Source organism: Streptomyces albus subsp. albus (genome assembly GCF_000719865.1).
Taxonomy (GTDB): domain Bacteria; phylum Actinomycetota; class Actinomycetes; order Streptomycetales; family Streptomycetaceae; genus Streptomyces; species Streptomyces albus_E.
Map to the genome: position 1 here is coordinate 110257 of NZ_JOID01000009.1, position 25783 is coordinate 136039.

General features: G+C 73.8%; 19 protein-coding genes. 7 read left to right on the forward strand and 12 right to left on the reverse strand.

Going from position 1 to position 25783, the window contains the following annotated elements; all coding sequences use genetic code 11:
• Window positions 1–80: 80 nt before the first annotated feature.
• From IF83_RS0111755 to IF83_RS0111780, 5 genes are all read right to left on the reverse strand, one after another.
• Window positions 81–1394 (reverse strand): cytochrome P450 family protein, encoded by a 1314-nt coding sequence (locus IF83_RS0111755; protein ID WP_030544059.1) that lies wholly within the window; start codon window positions 1392–1394, stop codon window positions 81–83.
• 199 nt (window positions 1395–1593) lie between these two features.
• Window positions 1594–2412 carry a lysoplasmalogenase gene (locus IF83_RS0111760; RefSeq protein ID WP_244177009.1) on the reverse strand — a complete coding sequence of 273 codons (819 nt, stop codon included), beginning with the start codon at window positions 2410–2412 and terminating at the stop codon, window positions 1594–1596.
• Between the two features lie 91 nt (window positions 2413–2503).
• Window positions 2504–2938, reverse strand: coding sequence for a DUF6479 family protein (locus IF83_RS31165; protein WP_051722680.1), 435 nt, complete (start codon window positions 2936–2938; stop codon window positions 2504–2506).
• A gap of 28 nt (window positions 2939–2966) precedes the next feature.
• Window positions 2967–4058 carry a nucleoside triphosphate pyrophosphohydrolase gene (locus IF83_RS0111775; protein WP_030544062.1) on the reverse strand — a complete coding sequence of 364 codons (1092 nt, stop codon included), beginning with the start codon at window positions 4056–4058 and terminating at the stop codon, window positions 2967–2969.
• Window positions 4059–4163: 105 nt separating this feature from the next.
• Window positions 4164–4805 carry a SurA N-terminal domain-containing protein gene (locus IF83_RS0111780; RefSeq protein WP_030544063.1) on the reverse strand — a complete coding sequence of 214 codons (642 nt, stop codon included), beginning with the start codon at window positions 4803–4805 and terminating at the stop codon, window positions 4164–4166.
• An 854-nt stretch (window positions 4806–5659) separates the two neighbouring features.
• On the opposite strand from IF83_RS0111780, the gene IF83_RS0111785 reads away from it, so the two are divergent.
• The 3 genes from IF83_RS0111785 to IF83_RS0111795 all read left to right on the forward strand — a co-directional run bounded on the left by IF83_RS0111785 (window position 5660) and on the right by IF83_RS0111795 (window position 9506).
• Window positions 5660–6751, forward strand: a complete 1092-nt coding sequence (locus tag IF83_RS0111785) for an acyltransferase (protein WP_030544064.1) — start codon at window positions 5660–5662, stop codon at window positions 6749–6751.
• Between the two features lie 198 nt (window positions 6752–6949).
• Window positions 6950–7915 carry a glycosyltransferase family 2 protein gene (locus IF83_RS0111790; RefSeq protein WP_030544065.1) on the forward strand — a complete coding sequence of 322 codons (966 nt, stop codon included), beginning with the start codon at window positions 6950–6952 and terminating at the stop codon, window positions 7913–7915.
• A gap of 109 nt (window positions 7916–8024) precedes the next feature.
• On the forward strand, window positions 8025–9506 hold the full coding sequence (locus IF83_RS0111795; protein WP_107046749.1) for a polysialyltransferase family glycosyltransferase: 1482 nt from the start codon (window positions 8025–8027) through the stop codon (window positions 9504–9506).
• A 439-nt stretch (window positions 9507–9945) separates the two neighbouring features.
• Here the strand turns inward: IF83_RS0111795 and IF83_RS0111800 are convergent, their stop codons facing one another.
• Both IF83_RS0111800 and IF83_RS0111805 read right to left on the reverse strand, forming a co-directional pair.
• Window positions 9946–11538: a serine/threonine-protein kinase gene (locus IF83_RS0111800; RefSeq protein ID WP_030544067.1), complete on the reverse strand. Its 1593-nt coding sequence runs from the start codon at window positions 11536–11538 to the stop codon at window positions 9946–9948.
• On the reverse strand, window positions 11535–12287 hold the full coding sequence (locus IF83_RS0111805) for a hypothetical protein (RefSeq protein WP_037679681.1): 753 nt from the start codon (window positions 12285–12287) through the stop codon (window positions 11535–11537). Before IF83_RS0111805 ends, IF83_RS0111800 begins: the two co-directional genes overlap by 4 nt.
• A gap of 364 nt (window positions 12288–12651) precedes the next feature.
• On the opposite strand from IF83_RS0111805, the gene IF83_RS0111810 reads away from it, so the two are divergent.
• The gene (locus IF83_RS0111810; protein WP_030544069.1) at window positions 12652–13482 is read left to right on the forward strand and encodes a DUF4190 domain-containing protein; all 831 of its coding nucleotides are present in this window, start codon (window positions 12652–12654) and stop codon (window positions 13480–13482) included.
• Between the two features lie 130 nt (window positions 13483–13612).
• Here IF83_RS0111810 and IF83_RS0111815 read toward each other — a convergent pair whose 3' ends face one another.
• Window positions 13613–14389, reverse strand: coding sequence for an HNH endonuclease family protein (locus tag IF83_RS0111815; RefSeq protein WP_051722682.1), 777 nt, complete (start codon window positions 14387–14389; stop codon window positions 13613–13615).
• A 469-nt stretch (window positions 14390–14858) separates the two neighbouring features.
• Between IF83_RS0111815 and IF83_RS0111820 the strand changes: the two genes are divergently transcribed.
• Window positions 14859–16937: a neutral/alkaline ceramidase gene (locus IF83_RS0111820; RefSeq protein WP_051722683.1), complete on the forward strand. Its 2079-nt coding sequence runs from the start codon at window positions 14859–14861 to the stop codon at window positions 16935–16937.
• Window positions 16938–17115: 178 nt separating this feature from the next.
• On the opposite strand, the gene IF83_RS0111825 is transcribed toward IF83_RS0111820, so the two are convergent.
• Window positions 17116–17784, reverse strand: coding sequence for a class I SAM-dependent DNA methyltransferase (locus tag IF83_RS0111825; protein WP_030544072.1), 669 nt, complete (start codon window positions 17782–17784; stop codon window positions 17116–17118).
• A gap of 28 nt (window positions 17785–17812) precedes the next feature.
• Complete coding sequence (gene mfd, locus IF83_RS0111830; protein WP_030544073.1) at window positions 17813–21358, reverse strand: transcription-repair coupling factor; 3546 nt, start codon at window positions 21356–21358, stop codon at window positions 17813–17815.
• A gap of 190 nt (window positions 21359–21548) precedes the next feature.
• On the opposite strand from mfd, the gene IF83_RS33700 reads away from it, so the two are divergent.
• Window positions 21549–21779 carry a hypothetical protein gene (locus IF83_RS33700; RefSeq protein WP_030544074.1) on the forward strand — a complete coding sequence of 77 codons (231 nt, stop codon included), beginning with the start codon at window positions 21549–21551 and terminating at the stop codon, window positions 21777–21779.
• Window positions 21776–22177, forward strand: a complete 402-nt coding sequence (locus tag IF83_RS33705) for a type II toxin-antitoxin system VapC family toxin (protein WP_030544075.1) — start codon at window positions 21776–21778, stop codon at window positions 22175–22177. Before IF83_RS33700 ends, IF83_RS33705 begins: the two co-directional genes overlap by 4 nt.
• 85 nt (window positions 22178–22262) lie before the next feature.
• Here IF83_RS33705 and IF83_RS0111845 read toward each other — a convergent pair whose 3' ends face one another.
• Entirely contained in the window at window positions 22263–24827 is a 2565-nt protein-coding gene (locus IF83_RS0111845) for an ABC transporter permease (RefSeq protein ID WP_030544076.1), read from the reverse strand.
• Complete coding sequence (locus IF83_RS0111850) at window positions 24827–25726, reverse strand: ABC transporter ATP-binding protein (protein WP_078843392.1); 900 nt, start codon at window positions 25724–25726, stop codon at window positions 24827–24829. Before IF83_RS0111850 ends, IF83_RS0111845 begins: the two co-directional genes overlap by 1 nt.
• Between the last annotated feature and the right edge of the window lie 57 nt (window positions 25727–25783).

Below are 25783 nucleotides of genomic sequence, written 5' to 3' on the forward strand. Positions count from 1 at the left end.
CGCCGAAAAATAGCGGGCGGCGGAGGGGCGTCACAAGTCGATGTAGTGGAGATCACGCGAAGATCACGAATGATGCCGCGTCAGGTGTGGTGCGTTTCCCCGGGGTCCGATAGGGGCACGGGGGCAAACTCCACCGGCAGGGTGCGCAGACCGCGCATGATCAGTCCGCCACGCCATCGCAACTCGGCCGGATCGGCGGCGAGTCGGAGGTCGGGGAGCCTGCGCAGCAGGGTGGCCAGCGCGGTGCGCGCCTCCAACCGGGCGAGCGGCGCCCCCAGGCAGTAGTGGATGCCGTGGCCGTAACCGAGATGCGGGTTGTCGCTGCGGGAGAGGTCGAGGGTGTCCGGGGCCGTGAACCGCGCCGGGTCGCGGTCGGCGGCGGCGAGCACCACCAGCACCGGGTCCCCGGCGGCGATGCGCTGCCCGCCGATGACGGCCGGCTCACTGGCGTAGCGCCAGGTCGCCAGCTCCACCGGGCCGTCGTAGCGCAGCAGTTCCTCCACCCCGGTGGCCAGCAGCTCCGTCTCGCCGGCGGCCAGCGAGCGCTGGAGCCGGACCCGCGGGCCCTCCTCGCGCAGCAGCGCGTACATGCCGTTGCCGATGAGGTTGACGGTGGTCTCGAAGCCGGCGAAGAGCAGGATGAAGGCCATGGCTGCGGCCTCGCCCTCGGTGAGGTGCTCGCCGTGGTCGCTCGCCCGGATCAGACCGGAGATCAGGTCCTCGCCGGGGCTGGCCACCGGGCCGAGCGCGGCGCGCTTGCGGTGGATCAGCTCGGCCAGGTAGTCGCGCATCTTCCGCACCGACCGGCCCACCCCGCCGCGCGGCGCCCGGTCGCCGCCGGGCCCGGAGTGGCGCATCATCATGCCCGCCCAGTCGCGGAAGTCGTCCTGGTCCTCGCGCGGGACGCCCAGCAGATCGCAGATCGCGTAGATGGGCAGCGGGAACGCGAACTCGTGGATGAGATCGGCCTCCCCGCGGGCGGCGAAGCCGTCGATGAGCCGGTCGGTCAGCTCCTGGACGCGCGGCTCGAAGGCGGCCACCCGGCGCGGTGTGAACGCCTTGGAGACGAGACGGCGCAGCCGGGTGTGGTCGGGCGGGTCGATATTCAGCAGATGGGTCATCAGATCCGCGCCGCGCTCACCGGGGATGCCCGTCTTGCCCTTGGCGTGCGCCGGACCGGCGTGGTGCGCCGGGTTCTTCGAGAGCCGGGCGTCGGCGAGGGCCTGCCGGGCGTCGGCGTACCGGGTCACGAGCCAGGCCTCCACCCCGCTGGGCAGCGTGGTGCGGTGCACGGGGCTGTGCTCGCGCAGCCAGGCGTACGCCGGGTACGGATCGTCGGCGAACTCCTTGGTGAACAGCTCGGGCGGGGACGGGGCGGCGGTCTTCTCGGGCACGCCGTCGACCGTACCCGGCCGCCGGGCGGGGGCGGCCGGGCCCCCGCCCGGGGGGAACCGGGGCCGCGGACGGTGCCCTGCCGGCCCGCTCCAGTCGGGACGCCGGGCCGGTGGGCAAGGGCCTCCAGGACAAGCGGGGCCGGCGAACCGACGCGCCGCCACCGGCCGTACCGGGTACGGCCGTACCGGGCCGCGTCCGTCAGCCCGGCAGGGACCCCTCCCGCTCCTCGCGGTGTTCCAGCCAGCCGGTGGTGATCAGGTACTGGCCGGCGAGGTAGCCCGCCATGATCATGAGTTCCTGGCCCGGCACCTTCCGGCCCGCTGCCTGGAGGCCGATCAGCAGGTCCGAGCCGACGAAGGCCACCGCCCCCGCGCCGACCTTGCCGCCGACCCCGAGCCCGGCCGCGCCCATCGTCATCAGCGCCAGGCTGTAGCCGGCGACCGGCAGGCGCAGCTTCTTCTCCAGCCCCGGGGAGATGACCGCGTTGGCGGCCGCCCAGGCCGCCAGGCAGCCGAGGGCCGGCAGGGGCCTTTCCCGGATCGCGCGGAACGCGCCGAGCTCGGCGTAGCCGGCGGTGTAGCTGACCTGGGTGCCGAGGAAGGCCGCCATGCCGAGCAGGAAGGCGGGCTCGTGCTCGTCGAAGAGCAGGGCGGTGTCACCGGCGGTGGCACAGGCGAGGCCCGCGACCAGCGGTGCCGGTGCGGGCGTTTTCCCGTCGGGCCTGCGGCGCAGCGCGTGGGCCGCTAGGGCGGGCATCAGCAGGGGCTTGGCGGCGCGCTCCCAGCCGCGGGGGCCGCGCGCCACGGCTATCAGGTCGGCGGCGGCCAGCGCGCCGAAGGCGACGAGCGCGCCGCGTCCGTGGCCGTCGGGCCGCGTCATCCGGGCGGCGGCCGCCACGGTGCGCCGCAGCAGTCCGCCCCGCCGGCCGGCCGCTCGGCCGCGCTCCGCGCCGGCCGGGACTGCCGCGCCGCGGCCGGGGCGCCCACCTCGTACATCGCTCCACCCGGTGATCGTCATGCCGGGCAGTCTCGCCGCCGGTGGGCGGGGCGTCAACGGTGTCTACCGACGAGTAGGAACAGGGGTCCTCAGCGCCGGCGCCCGCGGGCCGTCAGCCCGTGCCGTGGCCGCTGCCGCCGCGGTCCCAGGTCGGGCGCTGCGGGGCGGGGCCGCCGACCTCGCCGGTGCCGGGAGCCTCCTCCTCGACGCCGTACGGGCCCAGCTCGTGCGGCAGGTACCGATGACCGTCCCGGGGCATTTCCGGCGAGTGGTCACGGTGCCCCTCGACCGCCTCGCCGTCGCCGAAGGCGTCCTGGTGCCCCGGCCCGTGGTCCGGTGGCGTGGTGTGGCCGTACTCCTGGCGGGTCTGCCAGGCGCCGGACCGCTCCTGCGGGCCCTTGGGGACGCCCGGTTCCCGTGCCTTCATCCTGCGGCCGAACCACACGGCCGCGATCAGGGCCGCCACGATTGCCAGCCCGATGAACAGCGGACCGAGGCCCACCAGGAGGTCGTCCTCCACCGCGAATTCCAAGCTCAGCAGTTCCATGGCTGCCGGGTACCCCTGCGGATGGGGATCAATCGGACCGCTCGGCCGCCCGGATCGCGTCCCGGTAGGCCCGGGCCGCGGCGCGGAGCGCGGACTCCGGGTCGGTGCCGGCCGCCTCGGCCCGCAGCGCCAGGGCCAGCAGCGCCTCGCCGAACCCTTCCCCGTCACCGGCGGCGGGCGGGAGGGGCACCTCCAGCCCGGCGGTACGGACCCGGGAGGCGAGTTTGGCTGCCAGCGCCAGCGCGGGCTGGCCCAGCGGGATGCCCTCGGTCACGGACTCGCGCCGCTTCTCGGCCGCCTTGGTCCGCAGCCAGTGCGCCTTGACGTCCTCGGGGGTCTCGGCGGCCTCGTCGCCGAAGATGTGCGGATGGCGGTGGATGAGCTTCTCCACGATCGTGCCCGCCACGTCGTCGATGGAGAACGGCTCCTCCTCGTCCTCCTCGGCGATCCGGGCATGGAAGACGACCTGGAGCAGAACATCGCCCAGTTCCTCGCGGAGCGCCTCCCGGTCGCCCTCCTCGATGGCCTCGACCAGCTCGTACGCCTCTTCGATGCCGTACTTGACCAGGCCCTCGCTCGTCTGCCGGCTGCTCCACGGGCACTCGGCGCGGATGGTGTCCATGACCTGCACCAGGTCCAGCAGCCGGGCGCCCGGCAGGTCGTACGAGGCCGGCAGCAGCTCCAGCTCGGGCATCCGGAAGCGGCCTGAGCCGGCCAGCCGGGCCAGCCCGTCGGTCAGCCGCGGTTCGCCCTCGCCGGACGGGACGACGACGACCGTGCGGCCGCCCGCCCCGGCTCCGGCTCCGGCTTCGGTCCCGGCACCACTCGCGCCGGTGCCCGTTTCCCCGTCCCCCGTGCAGTAGGCGACCAAGTCCTCGGCGGCCGGCAGCTCCGCGCCCGCCTCCACCGCGATGCCCGCCTCCCGCAGATACGGCAGCTGCGGATGGTCCGGGTCGGGGCAGAGCACGCGGTCGGCGCCGCGCAGGGCGCTCCAGGCGGGCCAGGACAGCAGTCCGGGCGCCACCCGGTGGCTGGTGGTCAGCAGGACGATACGGCCGGAGGCCGCGCTCTCGGAGGGGGCCGGGGTGCCGGCCCCGGCCGCCGTGGTCGCGTCGTTCACGGAACCGAACGTAACCCACCGCCCGCACCGCCCGCCGGGCTCCCCCGCACCGCCGGGCGCCGGCCCCCGCGGGCGGGCTGCCCGGGAGCGGCGCGGGGCCCGCGCTCAGGACTGGCGCGCGGCCTGCTGCTCCGGCCGCAGCCAGGGCTCCTGGACGGTGTCGAGCAGCACCTGCTGGTCGTTCCACTTGCCGAAGCGCGGGTTGACGTCGATGCCCATGCTCTGCGACGCGTTCCGCAGGGCCCCGACGACCTTTTCCTGGCCCTCGGGGGTGGTCCGGTCCGCGCCCAGGCTCTCCGCGAGCTTGTCCATGAGGACCTGGTTGCGGAGCGTGTCCTCCAGCTGGCCCGGGCCGATGGAGTACTGCTGGAGCCACATCTCGCGCAGCCGCTCCTCGCCGCCCGCGGCCTTCTCGGCCTGCTCCTTGATCCGCTGGACGTCGGCGCGGCTCGCGCTCACCCCGGCGTCCTTCGCGGCCCGCGCCAGCACCTTGTCGAAGATCATGCTGTTGAGGGTGGAACGGCTGAGCCGGCCCGTGCCCTTGATGAGCTGGTCCGCGTCCTTGGACTCGCCCTGCGCCGCCCGGACGTCCCGCGCCTGCGCCTGGACCTGGGACACCGTGATCTTGTCCCCGTCCACCACGGCCGCGGCCCCCGGATGAGCGTCACTGCCGCACCCGGTGAGCAGCGGCGTCGCGGCGAGCAGCGCGACGGCGGTGACGGAGAGCGCGGACCTGCGGCGGTGCATTGTGCCTCCCGGCGTTGGGGGCTCCCGGCGCCCGTCGGGGCGGGGAGCGTGGGCCATGCGGCGGTGCGTGGGCGGTGGGCGTGGGCTGTGGTGCGTGGGCGGTGCACGGTCGGTGCGGTGATCGATATTAGGCAGTCCGGGCGGCGGGAACCAGCACTTCTTCCGGACTGCTCCGGCGGCTGCGGACCATCCCGGCGCCACCACCTCCGGCGGGCCCGCCGGAGGGCGATCACACCGAGGTCGTCCCGCGTGCGGGGCGGTACGGCTTCCCCGGAGCCGTCTTCCGGCATGACCGGGGAGCGGCGGCGGGCCCACGCGGGGCCGGGGAAGGGGCGGGACCGGGGGCCGGGCGGGGACTGGGACCGAGGTCCGGGGCCGGGACCCGGAGGACGGAGCCGGAGGACGGAGCCGGAGGACGGAGCCGGAGGACGGAGGCCGGAGGACGGAGGCCGGAGGACGGGGCACCCGGAGCCGGAGGCCGGGGGACGGGGTCGGGGGACGGGAGCCGGGGACAGGAGCCGGAGGCCGGGCCGGGTTGCCGGGAGTTCGCCCGGCGTTCCCCTTCGCGTCCGCCGGCCGTCGCCCGGGGGTGGGAGTCTCGCCCTTCGGCGTGATTCCACGGGCCCCGGCGGGCGACCGTGAGCCGCCGGCCTCCCTCTCCGCCTCCGCTCGACTCCAGGTGATCCGTGCCCTCCAACGATGTGACGTCCGGCCGCGCCCCCGCACCGCGCCCCGCGGCAGCCGCAGTCGCCGCCGCGGTGGCGGAGCCCGCCGGGCCGGCGGAGCAGCCCGGCGACCGCGACCCCGGCCCGGACGGGACGACCGCCGCGCCGGCCGAGGTCACGGCGTCCGCCGTGCCCGGCACGGCTTCCGGCGCACCTGCATCCGCACCCGTGCCCGCCGCCACGCCCCGCGCGCCCCGCGCGCCCCGAGAGCACCGGTACGACATCGATCTGATCCGGCTGCTCTGCTCCTGCGGCGTGATCCTCGGCCATGTCGGCTCCGCCTTCATCGCCGCCGTGGGCCGCCAGGAGGCCGGCGGCCCCGCCGCGTACTGGGCGGGCATGAGCGCCGACGCCGTCAGCCGGTTCGCGGTGCCCATGTACTTCGCCATCGCAGGCTGGGCCGTGCTGGTCGGCGCGCCGCCCCGGGACGGCCGCCGCGTCTGGCAGCGGATCGTCAAGATCGGTGTGCCGCTGGCCGTCTGGACCGCGGTCTACCTCGCCTGGGGGCGGTGGCGCGGCACCAACGAGGATCCCATCGGCGAGCTGGCGCTGGAGTCCGTCTTCGCCTCCGTCCGGCCCGCGTACCACCTCTGGTACCTCTACACCTATCTGCCGGTGATCACGCTGCTGGCCTGCGCCGCCCTGGTGCGCTCGGGCCGGCGCCCGTGGGGCCTAGGGGCGGGGCTGCTGGTGCTGGCCGCGGCCCCGCAACTGATGGGCGACATCGGGGAGTTCACCGGCTGGGAGATGCCCCGGTTCGGCTGGGGGTTCGTCGTCTACCAGATCGTGTACGCCGTCCTGGGCGCCCTGCTGTTCGCCCTGCCCGCCGGCGCGCTGGGGAAGCGGCGGACGCCCTGGGTGGTGCTGGCCGTTCTCGCGCTGCTCGGCATCCTCTGGTACCAGCACGCGGTGCACTACGTCATCCCCAACGCCCATCTGCTCGTCGCCCTGTTCATGGGCGGGGTGCTGCTGGCCCTGCACCGGATCCGCGTCCCGGAGCGGCTGCGGCCGGCGCTGGGGCGGCTCGCGGCGGCGGCGTACGGCGCGTATCTGGTGCACGTCCTGGTGATCGACGCGCTGGCGCACCCGTTCGTCTCCGCCGGGCTGGGCCCGCTCCGCGCCGGCGCGCTCACGGTCGCGCTGACCGCGGCCACCATCGTGCTGTCGTTCGGGACGAGCCTGCTCTGGGGGCGGCTCGGGCTGCGGCGGTGGCTCGGCTGAGCCCGCCGCCCGGCGTACGAGCCGCACCGTACGTTCCCGTACGCCTCCGTACGCCCCGCCCCCGGTCACCGCACCCCCGCACCCCCGCACCGAGCCGACACCCGGCGTTCACCCCGCGCTCCCCCGGAGGCCATCCGGGAGGGCCGCCGTTTCCCCTACCGTCCCGCTGACGACACCCGATCGCGACAAGGCAGACAGGTGACCAAGCTCTCCGTCATAGTTCCCTGCTACAACGTCCAGCAGTACCTGCCGGACACGCTGCGCAGCCTGGCCAACAACGCCGGGGAGCACATCGAGTTCATCCTCGTCGACGACCACTCCACCGACGCCACCCCGGAGATCCTCGACCGCGCGCGGCGCGAACTGCCCCGCGCCACGGTCATCCGGCAGCCGGAGAACGGCGGCATCTCCCGGGCCCGCAACGCCGGGCTGGAGGCGGCGAGCGGACGCTGGATCACCTTCCTCGACGGCGACGACTGGTATGGCCGCGGCTATCTCGACGACCTGCTGGCCGCCGCCGAGTCGCTCGGCTGCGACTTCGTCCGCACCGACCACGTCCAGTCCACGGGGAAGGACCGGGTGGTGCGCCGCGCCCCCGCCTCCCTGCGGAACGCGGCCGGCAGCCCCCGGGACGCCGTCAACCCGCCCCATATGGAGACGATGGTCGACTACCCCTTCGTCTGGGCCGGGATCTACCACCGCCGGCTGTTCGAACACGGAGCCCTCCGCTTCGACACCGGTCTGCGCACCGCCGAGGACCGCCTGTGGACCTGGCGGCTCTACCTCACCGCCGAGACCTGCGCGACCGTCGGCCTGCTCGGTGTCTTCTACCGGCGCGGCCTGACCACCTCGCTCACCCAGATCCTCGACGAACGCCAGCTCGACTTCCTCCCCGCCCACGACGCGATGCTCGACCTCGTGCTGGCCGACCGCGAGCGCGACCGCTTCCTCCCCAAGGTGGTGCGCACCTACTGCGCGCTGATCGCCTTCCACCTGTCCAAGGCGCACCGCTACGAGCCCCGGGTGGCGCGGCGGCTGAAGCGCGAGGCCGCCGCCGCGCTGGGCCGGATGCCGGCGGACGTCCTGGAGCGGACCCTCGTGGACATGGGCCCCGAACGCGGCAGGCTGCTCGGCGCCCTGCGCCCGGCCGGCAAGGCCGCCTGACGTGCGCGCGGGGACGACCGGGCCGGGCGGGCCGACCGGGCCGGAGAGCACCGGGCCCAAGAACACCGGACCGGAGAGCGCCGGACCGAAGACCACGCAGCTCTTCCAGATCTCCACCCTCTACGGGGCGGCCACGCTCGTCGCGGCCCTGGAGGGCGGGCAGTTCGGCCCCCGGGAGGACGCCCGCCGGGTGCTGCTCCTCTCCCACAACGCGGCGGTGCCGGAGACGGCCGTGCGGCTCACGGAGATGCGCGGCTGGGACCGGCTGGCCGCGCGCTTCGACGACATCGTCGACTGGAACGCCGCCATCCGCCCGCACCACCCCAGCACATGGTCGCCCGCGGCGAACGACGCCGAGATCTGGCAGCGCCTCTTCCGCCACTCCTGGGGCCTGGGGGACGGACCGGTGGAGCTGGCCGTGGAGTCGGTGCAGGTCAGCCCGGCCCGCGCGCTCGCCACGATCTTCGCCGAGAGCACCGTCGACGTCTACGCCGACGGCCTGATGAGCTACGGCCCCACCCGCAACCCGCTGCCCGGCCCCCTCGCCCGCCGCATCCGGCGGCTGCTCCACCCGGACCTGGTGCCGGGGCTGCGGCCGCTGCTGCTCTCCGAGTACGGGGTGCCGGCCGAACTGGTGCCCACCGAGGCGCTGAAGAAGGTGATCGAGGAACTCCGCGGTACGGAGCGGCCGGAGGCGGCGGCCCCGGAAGCCACCGGTCGGGAAACCCTCAACGCCCCGGAGGATCCCGCCCCGTCGGACGGCGGTCCGGCCGGGGAGCCGGCCCCGGGCGCCCCCACGGCCGTCCTCCTGGGCCAGTACCTCGCCGCCCTGGACATCCTCACCCCCGCCGAGGAGGAGGCGCTGCACGAGCGGATGCTGCGCGGGGCCGCCGCGGCCGGGCACCGCTCCGTGCTGTTCAAGCCCCACCCCACGGCACCGGCCCGCTACTCCCGGGCCCTGGAGAAGGCCGCCGCCGAGGCCGGGGTGCGGCTGGCCGTCACCGACACCCCGATGCTCGCCGAGGAGTTGTTCCGGGGCGGTGAACTCCGGCTGGTGGTGGGCTGTTTCTCCACGGCGATGTTCACCGCCGCCGTCTGCTACGGCATCCCGGTCGCCCGGGTCGGCACGGAGCTGCTGCTGGAACGGATCACCCCGTACGAGAACAGCAACCGCGTCCCGCTGACGATCACCGATCAACTGGTCCCGGAGATCGGCGCGTTCGCGGAGACAGCGGTGGCCGCGGCGGCGGGGCCGGCGGCCGGACCACCGGGCGCGCGCCCGGAAGGCCGGGACGTGGCCGCGCTGACACCCCTCATCCGCACCGTCGGGTTCTGCATGCGCCCGGAGGCGTACCCGTGGCTGCGCGCGGAGAGCGCGGCCTGGCTGGAGGCCCGGCTCGGGGAGGACGGCCGGCTCGGAGAGGACGTCCGGCGGTACTTCAAGCGCCGCCGGCTGACCGCCCTCGGTCTGCCCGGGAAGGCGGAGCACTCCTGGCCGGGCCGGCAACTGCGCCGCGCCGCCAAGGCGCCCGGGGTGAAGCGACTGGCCCGGGCGGCCCGCTCGGCACGGGGGCGCCGGCCCCGGCCGTAGCGGCGCCGCACCGGCGGGCGAGGCAGCACCCGGGCGCGCGCCGCGCCGGGCCCCGCCCCGCCGGACTCCGCCCTACCGGTACCGCAGCCGGGCGTTGACAGCCGCGGAAGCACAGCCGGAATCCGAACCGGAACCGGGAACGCGAACGGATCGGCTCCGCACGGCACTTCCCTCACGGCCAGGACGGGGGCCGACGGGCCCCTCAGTACACCGCGGACGCACAGGACGCATACCTCCGCCCGGTGCTGCCTGCCGCCCGCACCGGGCGGGCAGAGGCCACCGGCTCCCGTGTCCGGTCCCGGCCCGGGCGCGGGGGGGGTGGGATACGGGTGGGGTGCGGCCGGGTGCGACGCGGCCGGATGGCCGGGTGCGACGCCGTCCGGCACGAACCGGGCGGGCAGGGCACGGCCCCACGCACCGCCCCGCCGCCCCGACGCGCTCAGCCGAGCCGCACCTGCCGCTGGCGGTCGAGCACGCGGCGCAGTTCGCCGGCCATCGGGTGGTACGGCCCGTACATCCGCTCCACGTCACCCAGCAGCCGCGACTGCGTCTCGTGCGCCTCGCGGTGGGCACCCACCGCGTGCAGCAGGGCGCCGATGCGGGAGCGGATCTCCAGCGGGAGGGCGGGTCCGGCGGTGGCGTCCTGCTCGAAGTACGGCAGGACGGCGCGGTATTCGGCGATGGCGGCGGACGCCTCGCCGAGCTGCTCCAGGCACTGCGCGGCCTCGTAGCGGAACTGCAGCGCCTCGCGGTGGGCGGCCGGACCCGACCCGCCCGAGGTCTCGGCGGCGAGCCGGCGCAGTTCGGGCAGGGCGCGGCGGTACTGGCCGTCGTCGAGGAGCGTGGCGGCGTACTGCTTGCGCAGGCTGCGGACGACGGGCGAGTGCTCGCCGTGGTGCGCGACGGCGAGCGGGAGGACGGAGCCGAGGACGTCCACGGCCTGGGTGAGACGGCCCGCGTCCAGCAGCCGCTTCACCTCCTCGACGGCGTCGGCGATGGCGGTGCGGCCGGTGCGCTGCGGGGCCGGTGCGCCGCCGGGCGCGCTGCGCGGGTCGGGAATCGCGGCGGCGGGCGCGGGCATCACGGCCGGCGGGGCGGGGAGCGCGCCGGCCCGGTCGGGCCACGGGGCGTGCGGGCGGAGGAAGGGGCGGGTGGGGTCGAGCGGTCCGGGCGGACCCGCCGGCGCCGGGGAGCCGGGGGACGGCAGCAGCGGCACCAGGGCCTGGTAGACCTCCTGGGCCTCGGACGGCCGGTGCCGCGGGTCCTTGGCCAGCAGCCGCAGCACCAGCGCCTCCAGCGGCTCCGGGACCTCGGCGCGCAGCTGGCGCACCGGCACGGGAGCGTCGTAGAGGTGGCGGTGGAGCACCCCGAGCGAGGTGGACGCCTGGAAGGGGACCTGGCCGCTGAGCAGTTCGTGCAGCAGCACCCCGAGGGCGTAGAGGTCGGTGTACGGGCCGACGGCGCCGCCCATGGCCTGCTCCGGCGCCATGTACGCCGGGCTGCCGATGGGGGAGCCGGTGTGGGTGAGGCGGGTGGTGTCGGTGTCGACGGCGGCGGCGATGCCGAGGTCGAGGACGCAGACCGTGCCGTCCTGACGGAGCATCACGTTTCGTGGTTTGAGGTCGCGGTGCACGATGGGCGCCGCGTGCACGGCGGAGAGCACGGCGCAGAGCTGGGCGGCCACGGAGGCGGCCCACTGCCAGGGGTACGGCTCGTGCTCGGCGAGGTGGTCGCCGAGGTCGGCGCCGTCGATGTGCTGCATGACGAGGTAGAGGTCCTCGCCGTCGCTGCCCGCGTCGTGGACCGTGACCAGCCCGGGGTGGTCCACCCGGGCCGTGACCCGGCACTCGCGGAGGAAGCGGCGGCGCATCTCCTCGGCCTCCGGGGCCCCCGCCATGCGGTCGGGGCGGAGCAGCTTCACCGCGATCCGGCGGTCCAGGCGCCGGTCGTAGCCCATCCACACCTGGCCCATGCCGCCCTGGCCGAGCAGCGTGGAGAGTTCGTAACGCTCCGCGATCACACGGCCGTTCACCGCGGGCCGCCCCCTTCGCCGCCGGCGCCGCCCTCTTCCCTGCGGAGCAGGTCGCTGAGTTCGTCCAGCTCGGCACGGACGCGGTGGATGCGCTGGGGCTGCGGGCGGCCGGCCGGGGACCCCTGCGGATACGGCTCGCCCGCCCCGGGCGCGGTCGCCGGCGGCGGGCCCTGCGGGGGCGCGGCGGAGCCGGGGGCCGCGGGGCCGGAGGTAGCGTGCGGCTGCGGCTGCGGCTGCGGGAAGCCGTACGCGGGCATACCGGGCGGGGACTGCTGCTGTTGCCGCGGAAGCTGCTGCTGCGCCGGGATGGCGCCCGGACGGGTGGGCATCCCGGCGGCCGGATACGTCTGTGCCCCCGGCCCGGCCGGGCCGTAGGGGCCGGGACCGGCGAGTCCGCCGGTCCCGGCCACCGCGACGGGCCGCCGGTGGTACTGGATGTCGGCGATGAGGAAGTGGGTGACGACGCCGACGGCCATGGCCAGCAGACCGACGGTCGCGACATCCGTCCGCCAGTCCGTCTCCGGGTAGACGTCGATGATCACGAACCACGCGATCGTCAGCAGCAGCACCACCCAGAACAGCGCCCAGTCCAGCGCCTTGCGGCGGAGGATGGCGATCCGCAGCATGGCCACCCACGCCAGCATCCCGAACAGCAGCAGCGTCACCGCCACGAAGAGGACCCGCAGCGCGATCACGTTCCCCCCGTCCGGGGGGCGTGGCTGCGGCGGCACGGGAACGGGGCCGTACATGAATGCTCCTGGGGAACGGGTGCCGGGAAGCGGCTCAAATTGAGCGTATACGTGGACTCCGACAGCGCGGCACCGGTTGTACAGATCCGGCTCACGATCCGGTCACGGCTGTGACGTTCCCGGGACGAAGGGGCACCGCGCGCGCCGGACGGACGGGCAGACCGGCGCGCACGCGGGGCCCTCCGCCCCTGCCCTCCGCCCCTCCTCCGGCACTCGGCCTTCGGAAGAAGCGCGGTCGACGCCGGCCACACGACGGAGAAGCAACGGAACAGTTACAGAGATTGACTGCGTTCACAGTCACCTGTTCTGATGACACCACCGCTTGACGAGCGATCAGCGTCTCGTCGTGTTGAAAGGTGTCCCCATGTCCCAGCAGATGTACGGACCGCCACCGCAGATGGGCGCCCCCGTGCCGCCGCTGCCGCCCCGCAACGGGCTCGGCACCGCGGCCCTGGTCCTCGGCCTCGTCGGCCTCGTCATGGGCGTCATCCCGTTCATGTTCTGGCTCGGCGCGATCCTCGGCATCATCGCCCTGGCCCTGGGACTGACCGGGCGCGGCAAGGCCAAGCGCGGTGAGGCGACCAACAAGGGCATGGCCACCGCGGGCGCGGTCCTCGGCCCGGTCGCCGTGGTGCTGTCGGTCGTCATGGGCGTGGTCACCGTCATGGCGGTCGACGACGCGGTGGACGAGATCAACAAGTCGGTCTCGGACACCAGGGGCAAGGGCGCCACCGCCAAGGACGGCGGAAGCGGCGGCAAGGACAAGGCCGGGGACGACGCGGCCGGTTCGGACGCCGCGGACGCGGAGACCTACAAGGCCGGTGACACGGTGATCTACGACGACGGCGTCCAGGTGACCGTCTCACAGCACACCGCCTACTCGCCCGGCGAGTACTCCGTCGGCCACAAGAAGGGCAACAAGGCCTACAAGGTCACGGTGACCGTCGTGAACAAGGGCAAGGAGAAGTTCGACACCGCTCTCCTCACCGTCGACGCGCGGGCCGGCAAGGACGGCAAGACCGCCGAGAGCATCTTCGACGACAAGGTCGGCGAGGGCTTCAACGGCACGGTCGTGCCCGGCAAGACGGCCTCGGCGGAGTTCGCCTTCGACGCCCCGGCCGACGCGAAGACCCTGGAGGTCGAGGTCAGCCCGGGCTGGTCGTACAACAGCAGCCACTGGAACCTGAAGCTCTGATTCCCCGTCCACCACGCCCTCGGGACGACCGGGACGACCGGGACGACCGGGACGACCGGGACGACCGGGACGACCCGGAGGCCCGAGCGGGGCAGCCGGGGCCGGGGCCGGCCCCGGCCCCACCGCGGGATCAACTCCCGCACTGCTCCAGCATGATGGCCTTGTCCGGGGCGGTCACCGGCATCTCGTACTCGACCGCCACCTGCGCGAACCGGACCGCGTACGCGCAGCGGACCGCCTTGTGGGGCGGCAGCCAGGCGGCCGGACCGGAATCGCCCTTGGCGGAGTTGGCGCGGCCCTCGACCGGCAGCAGGTTCAGGGGGTCGTTGGCCAGCTGCCGCCGCTTGTCCTCCGGCCAGCGGGAGGCGCCCATCTGCCAGGCGTACGACAGCGGCACCACGTGGTCGATCTGCACCTCCATGGCGTCCTGCTTCTTCCAGGCGATGTCCTTGCCGGTGTACGGGTCGGCCAGGGTCATGGAGACCACCACACAGTCGGAGCCGGAGCGGAACTCCAGCTTCTGGCCGTCGCGCCGCATGAGGTCGTTGCGGGTGTCGCAGCCGTTGCGGGCCAGCGGCACCCCGTCGGCCGTGTCCATCCAGGCGTAGCCGAACTCGTCCCGGTCGTAACCGGTCCGGGGGCCGCGGCCCTTGGTCCGCACCTCCTCGATCAGCTTCCGCGCCTCGGCCCGTTCCGCGGACTCGGTGAGGGGCGCGAGGCCCGGCTCCGTGCCCTCGGGGTTGTCGAGCGGGCTGACCCACCGTCCGTTCCCGGCGGCGGAACCGGAGGCACCGCCGCCGTCCTCCGCGAGATCGTCCAGGGTGCCGGGTTCGCATCCGGTGAGCACGAGCACGGCGGACGCGGCGGCGGAGAGGGCGGCCAGGGCGGGGCGGCGGCGGGGTATCACAAGGCGTCAGTCCCATCGGGGTGCGGTGGAGCGTCCACGGCGGAGCGGGGCGGCGGTGCGGCGGAGGCGGGGCGGAAAGGCGAGCCGCGGCGCGGCTGCGGCCCCGGCCCGGGAATCGTATGCCCCGGTCCGGCGGCCGCCAGACCGGCCACCGGACGGCAGCCCCGCACACCGGCCGGACCGCGTCCGGACCGCGGCCGGGCGGCGGCCGGGCGGCGGCCGGGCGGCGGCCGACGATGCCGGGGCCCGCGGATCGGCGGGATCCGGGCCGGATCCCGGGCCGGCGGCCGCTCTCGGGAACAGCCCCGCAGCCCCAAGGTGTTACCGCGCGTAAGCCAACTCGGTCCTCCCTATTGACCCGCCAGTAACCACAGCCCCATCCTGAGCCCCGACCCCTGGTGCGACGGGGTGCCGGAACGTCCCCGGCCGCCGGACCACCTCCTCCCCTCACTCCCCCGGGGCTTGACGCATGCCGATACGGACAACCCGCTCCGAAGACCGCCATCCGCGCCCCGCGCGCCGCCCGCTCCGCGCCCGCGCGGTCGCCCTCACCGCCACCGCGGCCGGCCTCGGCTCACTCCTCCTCGGCTCGGCCGGCGCCGCCCCCGCGACCGCCGCGGCCGACGGCTACCAAGTCGGCGTCGGCATCGCCGACATCACCGGTGAGGCCGCCGAGGTCGGCATGATGGGCTACGCCCGGCTCGACCAGGAGACCTCCGGCATCCACTCCCGCCAGTGGGCGCGCGCCTTCGCGGTCGCCGACGGCAGCGGCGGCCGCACGGTCTTCGTCTCCACCGACCTCGGCATGATCATGCAGGGGGTGCAGCAGGAGGTCATCCGCCGGCTCGGTGAGCGCTACGGCTCCCGCTACACGGACTCCAACGTCGTCCTCTCCGCGACCCACACCCACGCGGGCCCCGGCGGCCACTCCCACCACCTGCTCTACAACCTGACGATCCTGGGCCACAAGAAGAAGACCTACGAGGCGATCGTCTCGGGCATCGTCCGGGCCGTCGCCGCGGCGGACGCCGACCTCGCCCCCGGCAAGGTGAAGATCGCCACCGGGGAGCTGGACGGCGCCAACGTCAACCGCTCTCAGGAGGCGTTCCGGCGCAACCCGGCCGAGGACCGGGAGCGCTTCCCGGACGGCGTGGACCGCTCGATGACCGTGCTGCGCTTCGAACAGCAGGGACAGCCGGTCGGCATGGTGAGCTGGTTCGCCACCCACGCCACCTCCATGACCCCGGAGAACACCCTCATCAGCCCGGACAACAAGGGCTACGCCCAGTACCACGTCGAGCACGACGTGAACGGTGTCGAGTGGGGCGAGCGCGGCAAGTTCGTCGCGGCCTTCCCGCAGTCCAACGCCGGCGACATGTCGCCCAATCTGCGCGAGGGCGGCGCGAAGGGCCCCACGGACGACGAGTTCGAGAACACCGAGATCATCGGGAAGCTCCAGGCCGACAAGGCCGTCGAGCTCTTCGACGCGGCGAAGGAGGAGCTGACCGGCCCCATCGCCCACCGTCAGCGCTACATCGACTTCTCCGGCGTCGAGGTCGGTCCCGCGTACACCGGCGACGGGCGGACGCACAGCACCTGCCCCGCCGCGCTCGGCCAGGGCTTCACCGCGGGCGCCGAGGACGGACCCGGCCCCGACATCGCCGAGGAGGGCGAGCTCAAGCCGAACCTCCTGCTCACCGCCGCCGGAACGGTCGTCGCCCCGACCCCGGCCGCGGTGCGCGAGTGCCAGAAGCCCAAGCCGGTCTTCATCACCACCGGTGTGCAGAAGCCGTCCTGGACTCCGCAGGTCCTGCCCCTCCAGCTCGTCCGCATCGGCCAGTTGACGCTGACCGCCGCCCCGGCGGAGTTCACCGTCGTCGCCGGGCACCGCGTGATGGACACCGTCGCGGAGAAGCTCGGCCCCTCCGCGAAGCACACCGTCTTCGCCGGCTACTCCAACGCCTACTCCGGCTACGTCACCACACCCGAGGAGTACGACGCCCAGCACTACGAGGGCGCCTCCACCCACTTCGGCCGCTACACGCTCCCCGCCTACGAGCAGGAGTTCGCGAAGCTCGCCGGCGCCCTGCGCGCGGGCGAGCCCACCCCGAGCGCCGTGCGGCCGCCGTGGCTGGGCAAGACGCAGCTCGACGTGAAGCCCGGCGTCGTCCTGGACTCCCCGCCGCTCGGCAAGGAGTTCGGCGACCTCGCCGAACAGCCGGCCGCGGGCTACGCGCCCGGTGAGCGCGCCGAGGCCGTCTTCTACACCGGCCACCCGCGCAACAACCTCCGCACCGAGGGCACGTTCCTGGAGGTGCAGCGGCGGACCGACGGCGGCTGGCGGACGGTGGCCACCGACAACGACTGGTCCACCGCCTACCGCTGGAAGCGCTCCTACGCGGCCGTCTCCACGGCCACCACGAGCTGGGAGATCCCGGCGGACGCGGAGCCGGGCACGTACCGGTTCGTCCACCGGGGCGACACCCGCAACCTGCTCGGGGAGATCGACGGCTTCACCGGCGTCTCCCGCACCTTCACGGTGAACTGACCGGGGGCCGGCCGGCCTCGGCGGACGGGCCACGGCCGCCGACCCGGCCCCCAGCCCCCTCCCAGGGGCACGGCGCCCGTACTCCCGGTGGACGGGGGTGCGGGCGCCGTGGCGTGCGCGCGGGCCCTCGCGCACGCTCGTACGCCGGGGTACGGGACCCGCCCGGTCCGTACATCCCTCAGGCGGGGCGCTCGGCCATGACGACCACGCCCGGCCCGACGTTCTCGTCCGCGGGGAGCCGGAGTTCGGCGACCGGACGCAGTCCGGCCCGTTCGATCAGGTCCACGAGCTGCTCCGGCCGCCATTTGTACGTGGTCCAGCGCACGGGCACCCCTCCGTAGGCCTCGGTGCGCACCAGGTCCTCGTCGCCGACGTGCGTCGCGGTGATGAAGTGGCCGCCCGGCTTCAGGGCGCGCGCGAACAGGGCGAGGACCTGGGGCAGCACGGTGCGGGGCAGGTTGAACAGCGACCACCACCCGAGCACGCCGCCGAGCGAGGCCTCCGCGAGATCGAGCTCGGTGGCGGAGGCGACGCCGAAGCGGCATCCCGGGTGCAGACGGCGCGCGTTCTCGATCATCCGGGGTGAGAGATCGACCCCGGACACATCGAGTCCGCGTTCGGCGAGGTAGGCGGTGACCGTGCCGGGCCCGCAGCCGACGTCGAGGACGGGCCCGAGTCCGCTCACCGTGTCGGCGAAGGCGTCGATGGACGCCTTGAGCCACGGATGGGTACGGATGTCACCGATCCCCGTCGTCAGCACCATGTCGGCGTAGTTGTCGGCCGCCCGGTCATAGGACTCGCGGACCACGTCGAGATCCGCCGGGCGGTCGATGGAGTGTGCGCGCATCGGCCCACGATAGGCCGCCGGCCCGCCCTCAGGACACCACCGTCGTGAGGAACTCCCCCGTCCACGCGAGCAGTTCACGGCCGACCAGCGGCTTGCCGCCGATCCGGGCCGTCGCCGGGCGCGGCACCAGGAGCTGCTTCGTGGCCGGCTTGATCACCGCCCGCGGGTGGAGCCGCTTCAGCCGCAGCTCCTGCGACTCCCGCAGCTCCACCGGGCCGAAGCGGATGCTGGAGCCCTGCAGCGTGATGTCCGTGACCCCGCAGGACCGGGCCAGCATCCGCAGGCCGGCCACCAGCAGCAGGTTCTCCACCGGCTCCGGGAGCTTTCCGTAACGGTCCGTCAGCTCCTCGCGGACGGCGGCGATGTCCTCCTCGGAGGTGGCGGAGGCGATCGCCCGGTACGCCTGGAGGCGCAGCCGCTCGCCGGGCGCGTAGTCGTGCGGGACGTGCGCGTCCACCGGCAGCTCGATCTTGACCTCCAGCGGCGGCTCCTCCTCCACGCCGCCCTCCAGGGAGGCGCGGTAGTCGGCCACCGCCTCGCCCACCATCCGCACGTACAGGTCGAAGCCGACGCCGGCGATGTGCCCGGACTGCTCGCCGCCGAGGAGGTTGCCCGCCCCGCGGATCTCCAGGTCCTTCATGGCGACGTACATGCCCGCGCCCATCTCGGTGTGCTGTGCGATGGTCGCCAGCCGCTCGTGGGCGGTCTCGGTGAGCGGCTTCTCCGGCGGGTAGAGGAAGTAGGCGTAGCCGCGCTCGCGGCTGCGGCCGACGCGGCCCCGGAGCTGGTGGAGCTGGGAGAGGCCGAAGTTGTCGGCGCGCTCCACGATGAGGGTGTTGGCGTTGGCGATGTCGATGCCGGACTCGACGATCGTCGTGGAGACCAGCACGTCGAACTTCTTCTCCCAGAAGTCGACCACGACCTGCTCCAGCGCGCCTTCCGACATCTGGCCGTGCGCGGTCGCGATCCGCGCCTCGGGCACGGCCTCGCGCAGCCGGGCGGCCGCCCGGTCGATGGACTCCACCCGGTTGTGGATGTAGAACACCTGGCCCTCGCGCAGCAGTTCGCGGCGGATGGCGGCGCCGATCTGCCGGGTGTCGTACGGGCCGACGAAGGTGAGGACGGGGTGCCGCTCCTCCGGCGGGGTGGTGATCGTGGACATCTCGCGGATGCCGGTGACGGCCATCTCCAGGGTGCGCGGGATGGGCGTCGCGGACATGGTCAGCACGTCGACGTTGGCGCGGAGCTTCTTCAGCTGCTCCTTGTGCTCGACGCCGAAGCGCTGCTCCTCGTCGACGATGACGAGCCCGAGGTCCTTGAACTTCGTCTCGGAGGAGAACAGCCGGTGGGTGCCGATGACGATGTCGACGGACCCCTCCCGCATCCCCTCCAGCACGGCCTTGGCCTCGGCGTCGGTCTGGAAGCGGGACAGCGCCTTCACGGTGACGGGGAAGGCGGCGTAGCGCTCGGTGAACGTGCCCATGTGCTGCTGCACCAGCAGGGTGGTGGGCACGAGCACCGCGACCTGCTTGCCGTCCTGGACGGCCTTGAAGGCGGCCCGGACCGCGATCTCCGTCTTGCCGTAGCCGACGTCGCCGCAGATCAGCCGGTCCATCGGGACCGACTTCTCCATGTCCTCCTTGACCTCGGAAATGGTGGTGAGCTGGTCGGGCGTCTCCGCGTACGGGAAGGCGTCCTCCAGCTCCCGCTGCCAGGGGGTGTCGGGGCCGAAGGTGTGGCCGGGGGCGGCCATCCGGGCCGAGTAGAGCCGGATGAGGTCGGCGGCGATCTCCTTGACGGCCTTCTTGGCGCGGGCCTTCGTCTTCGTCCAGTCGGCGCCGCCGAGCCGGTGCAGCGTCGGGGCCTCGCCGCCGACGTACTTGGTGACCTGCTCCAGCTGGTCGGTCGGGATGTACAGGCGGTCGCCGGGCTGGCCGCGCTTCGCGGGGGCGTACTCCACCAGCAGGTACTCGCGGGTGGCGCCCTGGACGGTGCGCTGCACCATCTCCAGGTAGCGGCCGACGCCGTGCTGCTCGTGGACGATGTAGTCGCCCGCCTCCAGGGTCAGCGGGTCGATGGTCTTGCGGCGGCGGGCCGGCATCCGGGCGCCGTCCTTGCCGGCGGTCTTCTGGCCGGTGAGGTCCGTCTCGGTGAGCACGGCCAGCTTGAGGCCGGGGTCGGTGAAGCCCTGGTCGAGGGTGCCGCAGGCGACGTGCACGACGGACGGGGCGATGGCCTCCGGTCCGGCCCCGAGCCCGTCCTCCAGCCGTGCGGGGATGCCCTCGCCGCCGAGCACCTCGGCCATCCGGGCCGCCGTGCCGTGGCCCTCGGTGAGATAGACGGCGCGCCAGCCGTCGGCCAGCCAGCCCTTGGTGTCGGCCAGTGCGCGGGCGGTGTCGCCGCGGTAGCTCTCGGCGGCGCGCATGCCCAGCTTGACGGTGTCCCCGCCGGCCTCCTCGTCGGCCGCGAAGGGGCTGACCGACCACCAGGGCATGTCGAGTTCCCGGGCCCGCTCCCGGACCTCGGCGATGCTCCGCAGGGAGGCCGCGCCGACGTCGATGGGCGCCTCGCCGGTGTCCGCCATGGCGGTGGCCGCCCAGGACGCCTGGAGGAACTCCTGGCTGGTGGCGACGAGATCGGCCGCACGGGTGCGGACCCGCTCCGGGTCGCAGACCACCGCCATGCTGCCCTCGGGAAGGACGTCGACCAGCAGTTCCATCTCGTCGACCAGGACCGGCGCCAGGGACTCCATGCCCTCCACCGCGATCCCCTCGGCGATCTTGCCGAGCAGCTCGCCCAGCTCCGGGCGGGCTTCGGCGAGCTCCGCGGCCCGCCGCCGCACGTCCTCGGTGAGCAGCAGCTCCCGGCAGGGGGGCGCCCACAGACCGTGCTCGGCGACCTCCAGGGAGCGCTGGTCGGCGACCTTGAAGTAGCGGATCTCCTCGGCCTCGTCGCCCCAGAACTCCACCCGCAGGGGGTGCTCCTCGGTGGGCGGGAAGACGTCGAGGATGCCGCCGCGGACGGCGAAGTCGCCGCGCTTCTCGACGAGTTCGACCCGGGCGTACGCGGCGGCGGCCAGCGCCTCGGTGATCGCGGCCAGATCGGCGCTCTCCCCCTGCCGCAGGCTGACCGGCTCCAGCTCCCCCAGCCCCTTGACCTGCGGCTGGAGCACGGAGCGCACGGGGGCGACGACGACCCGCACGGGGCCGGCGGACGGGTCGTCCGCCGAGGGGTGGGTGAGACGGCGCAGCACGGCGAGGCGGCGGCCGACGGTGTCGGAGCGGGGCGAGAGCCGCTCGTGCGGCAGCGTCTCCCAGGACGGGTACTCCACGACCTCGTCCGGGGGCAGCAGGCAGCGCAGGGCGGCGGCGAGGTCCTCCGCCTCGCGGCCGGTGGCGGTGACGGCCAGCACGGTGCGCCCGGCCTCGCGGGCGAGGGCCGCCACGGCGAAGGGGCGGGCGGCCGGCGGGCCGACGAGATCGACGTGCGGCCGGCGGCCGTCGGAGGCGGCCCGCACCGCTTCGGCGAGCGCGGGGTCGCGGACGACGGCGTCGAGCAGACCGTGCAGGCTCATGGGGGCTTCATCCGTCCCGGGAGGAGAGGGGCAACGCGAACGGCCCGGCACGCCGCCGCTTGCGCATGGGGTGCGGGCGGGCGGACGGTCCGGGTGAGGCTCTCAGCCTACGTCGCCGCACGGACAGCCGTGGCCGCGCGGCGGCGGGGCGGGGTGGACACACCGGGCCACATGGCGCCACAATGGCGCCATGAAGCGGATCAATCTCCGGGATGTTCCCGACGAGACGTACAAGACGCTCGTCCGATGCGCCGAGGCCAACCGCCAGTCCCTCAACGCTTTCGTCGTCGACCAGCTGGAGGACCTCGCCAAGACCGCGAACCTGACCACCTATCTGGACCTCTACGAGCCCCCCGCGGGCACCGGCATCAGCATCGAGGACGCCGTGGACGCCGTGCGCGCCGCGCGGGAGGAGGAGTGAGCCTCGCCATCGTGGACGCCTCCGTCCTCACCTCCTTCTACGCCGCCGACGACCACCGGCACGGAAAGATCAGGTCCCGGCTCGCGGCCGGAGACGCCCTGTACGCACCCGCGCACATCGACGCGGAGGTGGTGTCGGCACTCCGCGGCATGGCCCGGAAGGACAGGGAGCTGGAGACCGCCGTGCCCGCGGCACTGCGACACCTCGCCGCGTTCCCGATCCGCCGCGTCCCCGTGTCGCGCCTCTTCGAGAGAATCTGGGAACTCCGCGGGAACGTCACCGCCTACGACGCCGCCTACGTTGCCCTGGCGGAGCAACTGGGCGGCCCGTTGATCACCTGCGACGCGAAGCTCGCCGGCGCGGGCGGGACCCACTGCGTTTTCGACGTGATCGTCTGATCCCCCGGAGGCCGGATCAACAGGACGGAGCGGGCCCCGGACCGCCCAGTGGTCCGGAGCCCGCTCCGCTCATGGCAACCGCGCGCTACTCCGTGGCGATGGCGTTCAGCACGTTCATCCGCCCGGCCCGGAACGCCGGGACGAGAGCCGCGATCAGCCCCACCAGCGCCGAACCGAGGAAGACGGTGATGATCGTCGGCCAGGGGATCTCCAGCACGCCCAGGCCCTCCAGGGCCAGCAGCTGCTGGGTCGCCGCGCCCCAGGCCATGCCCAGGCCGAGACCGAGGCCCGCGCCGAAGAGGGCGATGACCACCGACTCCAGGCGGATCATGCGGCGCAGTTGGCGCCGGGAGAGGCCGATGGCCCGCAGCAGGCCGATCTCCCGGGTGCGTTCGACGACCGACAGGGCGAGGGTGTTCACCACGCCGAGGACGGCCACGATGATCGCCAGGGCGAGGAGCCCGTAGACCATGTTGAGCAGCTGGCCGATCTGGTCGCGCAAGGTCTCCTTGTAGTCGGCCTGGTCCCGCACCTTGTACTGCGGGTACTCCTTCAGGCTGCCCTTGAGGGCGGTGTACGCCTGGTCGGCCTTGCCCTCCTCAGCCTTGCCGAACATCAGCATGTTCGCCGGCATCTCCCCCTCGGGGAGGTACCGCTCGACGGTGGTGATGTTGACGTACATCGCGCCCTGGTCGACCGAGGTGTCCTGGGTGGTGATCGCCGCCACCTCCAGCTCCGCGCTCTTCCCGCCGACGAAGGCCGCGGTGACCGTGTCGCCGAGCTCGATGCCGTGGTCCTTGGCGAAGTCCTCCGGGACGGACAGGGCGTCCTCCCCGTACGCGGCGGACAGCTCGCCCTCCACGGTCTCCACCCGCAGGTCCTCGGCATAGGTCGGGTCGGCGGCGGCCAGACCGGTCTCGGTCTTCTTCCCGTCGGGCGTGGACAGTTCGACGCTGACGTACTTGTAGTCGGTGACGTGCACCAGGCCGGGGGTGGCCTTGACGGCCTTCTCCGCCTCCGGCGTGATCAGCTGACCGGTGTCGGAGCTGATGATGAAGTCCGCCCCGACCGACTTGTCGAGCTGTTCCTCGGCGGAGGCCACCATGGAGGAGCCGACCACCGACAGGCCCGCGACCAGTGCCAGGCCGATCATCAGCGCGGCGGCCGTGGCGCCCGTACGGCGCGGGTTGCGCAGCGCGTTCCGCTCGGCCATCCGGCCCACCGGCCCGAAGACCCGCAGCACGACCGCGCCGAGCGCCCGGACCACGCCACCGGCCAGCACCGGGCCGATCACCACGAAGCCGATGAGGCTGAACACGATGCCGAGGGACAGGAACTGCGCCCCCTCGCCGGCCTCGTCGGCCCGCGCGGCGAGCACGAGCCCGGCCGCGCCGAGGCCCGTCAGGACCAGCCCCACCACGGCCCGCACCCAGCCCGTGCGGCCGTCGGCCGGGGTGCCCGCGTCCCGCAGGGCGGCCATCGGCGAGACCTTCCCGGCCCGGCGGCCGGGAAGGTAGGCGGCGGCGACGGTGACGACGACACCGAGGGCCAGGCCGACCAGGGGCGTGGTCGCCTTGACGGTCAGGTCGGAGGTGTCGAGGTTCATCCCGACCAGGCCCATGAGTTCCATCAGGCCGATGGCGATCCCGATGCCCGCGCCGATGCCCAGCAGCGAGCCGACCAGGCCCAGCAGCAGCGCCTCGGTGAGCACGGACCGGTTGACCTGCTTGCGGCTGGCCCCGATGGCCCGCATCAGGCCGATCTCGCGGGTCCGCTGGGCGACCAGCATGGAGAAGGTGTTGACGATCAGGAAGATGCCGACCAGGACGGAGATCCCGGCGAAGCCGAGCAGCGCGTACTTCATGAAGTCGAGGAAGCCGCCGACCTCCTCCGCGGCCGAGTCGGACGCCTCGTCCTTCGTCTGCACCTCGAAGCCGCCGCCCAACTCGGCGACGACGTCCTTCTTGAGCTGCTCGTCGGTGACGCCCTCGGCCGCGGTGAGCATCACCTGGCTGACCTGGTCCGTGGAGCCGAGCAGCTTCTCCTGGGCGGCGGTGTGCTCGAAGAAGACCAGCGCGGCACCGGGGTTGGTGGCGGTGAACTTCGCGATTCCGCTGATCTCCGTCTCGGTGGTGCCCCGGAAGGAGATGACCTTGACGGTGTCGCCGATCTCCAGCTTCTTCTGGTCAGCGGTGTCGGCGTCGATGAGGATCTCGGTCGGGCCGCGCGGGGCGTGGCCGGAGACGAGCTCCATCGACTTCTTCTCCTCGGGCCCCCAGTCGGTGGCGACGGTGGGGGCACCGCTGCTCGGCGAGATGCTCTCGCCCTGGTCGTTGACGAGGGTGATGCGCTCGTCATACACGTCCACCAGGGCCGTCTCGACGCCGTCCAGCTTCTTCAGCCGGGCCGCGGTGGCCTCCGGGATGGTGCGTCCCTTGCCGGTCTCCTGCGCGTTCTCGTCCGCCTTCGCCGAGACGGTGACGTCCGAGATGGCCGAGGAGAACAGCTTGTCGAACGTGGTGTTCATGGTGTCGGTGAAGACGAGCGTGCCGCACACGAACGCCACCGACAGCAGCACCGCGATGGCGGAGAGCACCATCCGGCCCTTGTGCGCGACGAAGTTGCGCAGCGAGGTCTTGAGGACGGTCATCACGCGCTCCCGCGGACGGACGGGGCGTGGGCGGACGGGCCGGAGGCCGCGTGGGCGGGGGCGGCGTGGCCGGGGGCGGCGTGGCCGGCGGCGGCGTGGCCGGCGGCGGCGTGGCCGGGGGCGTCGTCCGCCGAGAGGCTGAGCATCCGCTCCAGGACCCGCTCGGCGGTCGGGTCCGGCATGTCGTCGACGATGCGGCCGTCGGCGAGGTAGAGGACGCGGTCGGCGTAGGCGGCGGCCACCGGGTCGTGGGTGACCATCACGATCGTCTGGCCCAGCTCGTCCACGGAGCGGCGCAGGAAGCCCAGCACCTCGGCGCCGGCCCGGGAGTCGAGGTTGCCGGTCGGCTCGTCACCGAAGATGATCTCCGGCCGGGCGGCCAGGGCCCGCGCCACCGCGACGCGCTGCTGCTGGCCGCCGGACAGCTCGGTCGGCCGGTGCTTCAGCCGGTCCCGCAGGCCGACGGTGTCCACGACCCGGTCCAGCCACGCCTGCTCGGGCTTGCGGCCCGCGATGTCCATGGGGAGGGTGATGTTCTCCAGGGCGTTGAGGGTGGGCAGCAGGTTGAACGCCTGGAAGATGAAGCCGACCCGGTCCCGGCGCAGCTGGGTGAGTTTCTTGTCCTTGAGGCCCGTGATCTGCGTGCCGCCGAGGTGGATCTCCCCGGCGGTGACGGTGTCCAGCCCGGCCAGGCAGTGCATCAGAGTCGACTTGCCGGAACCGGAGGGGCCCATGATCGCCGTGAGGCGGCCCCGGTCGATGTCCACGTCCACCCCGTCCAGCGCCAGCACCCGGGTCTCCCCGGAGCCGTACGCCTTCACGACCTTACGGGCGCGCGCGGCGACGGCCGTATGTCCTCCGCTGCCCCCGGTCCTGGGATTCGATACAGCCGTTGTCACGGTATGTCTCCTATGTCGCTACGGATGACGCCGGGGCCGTTGCGGCCCTGGGCATCG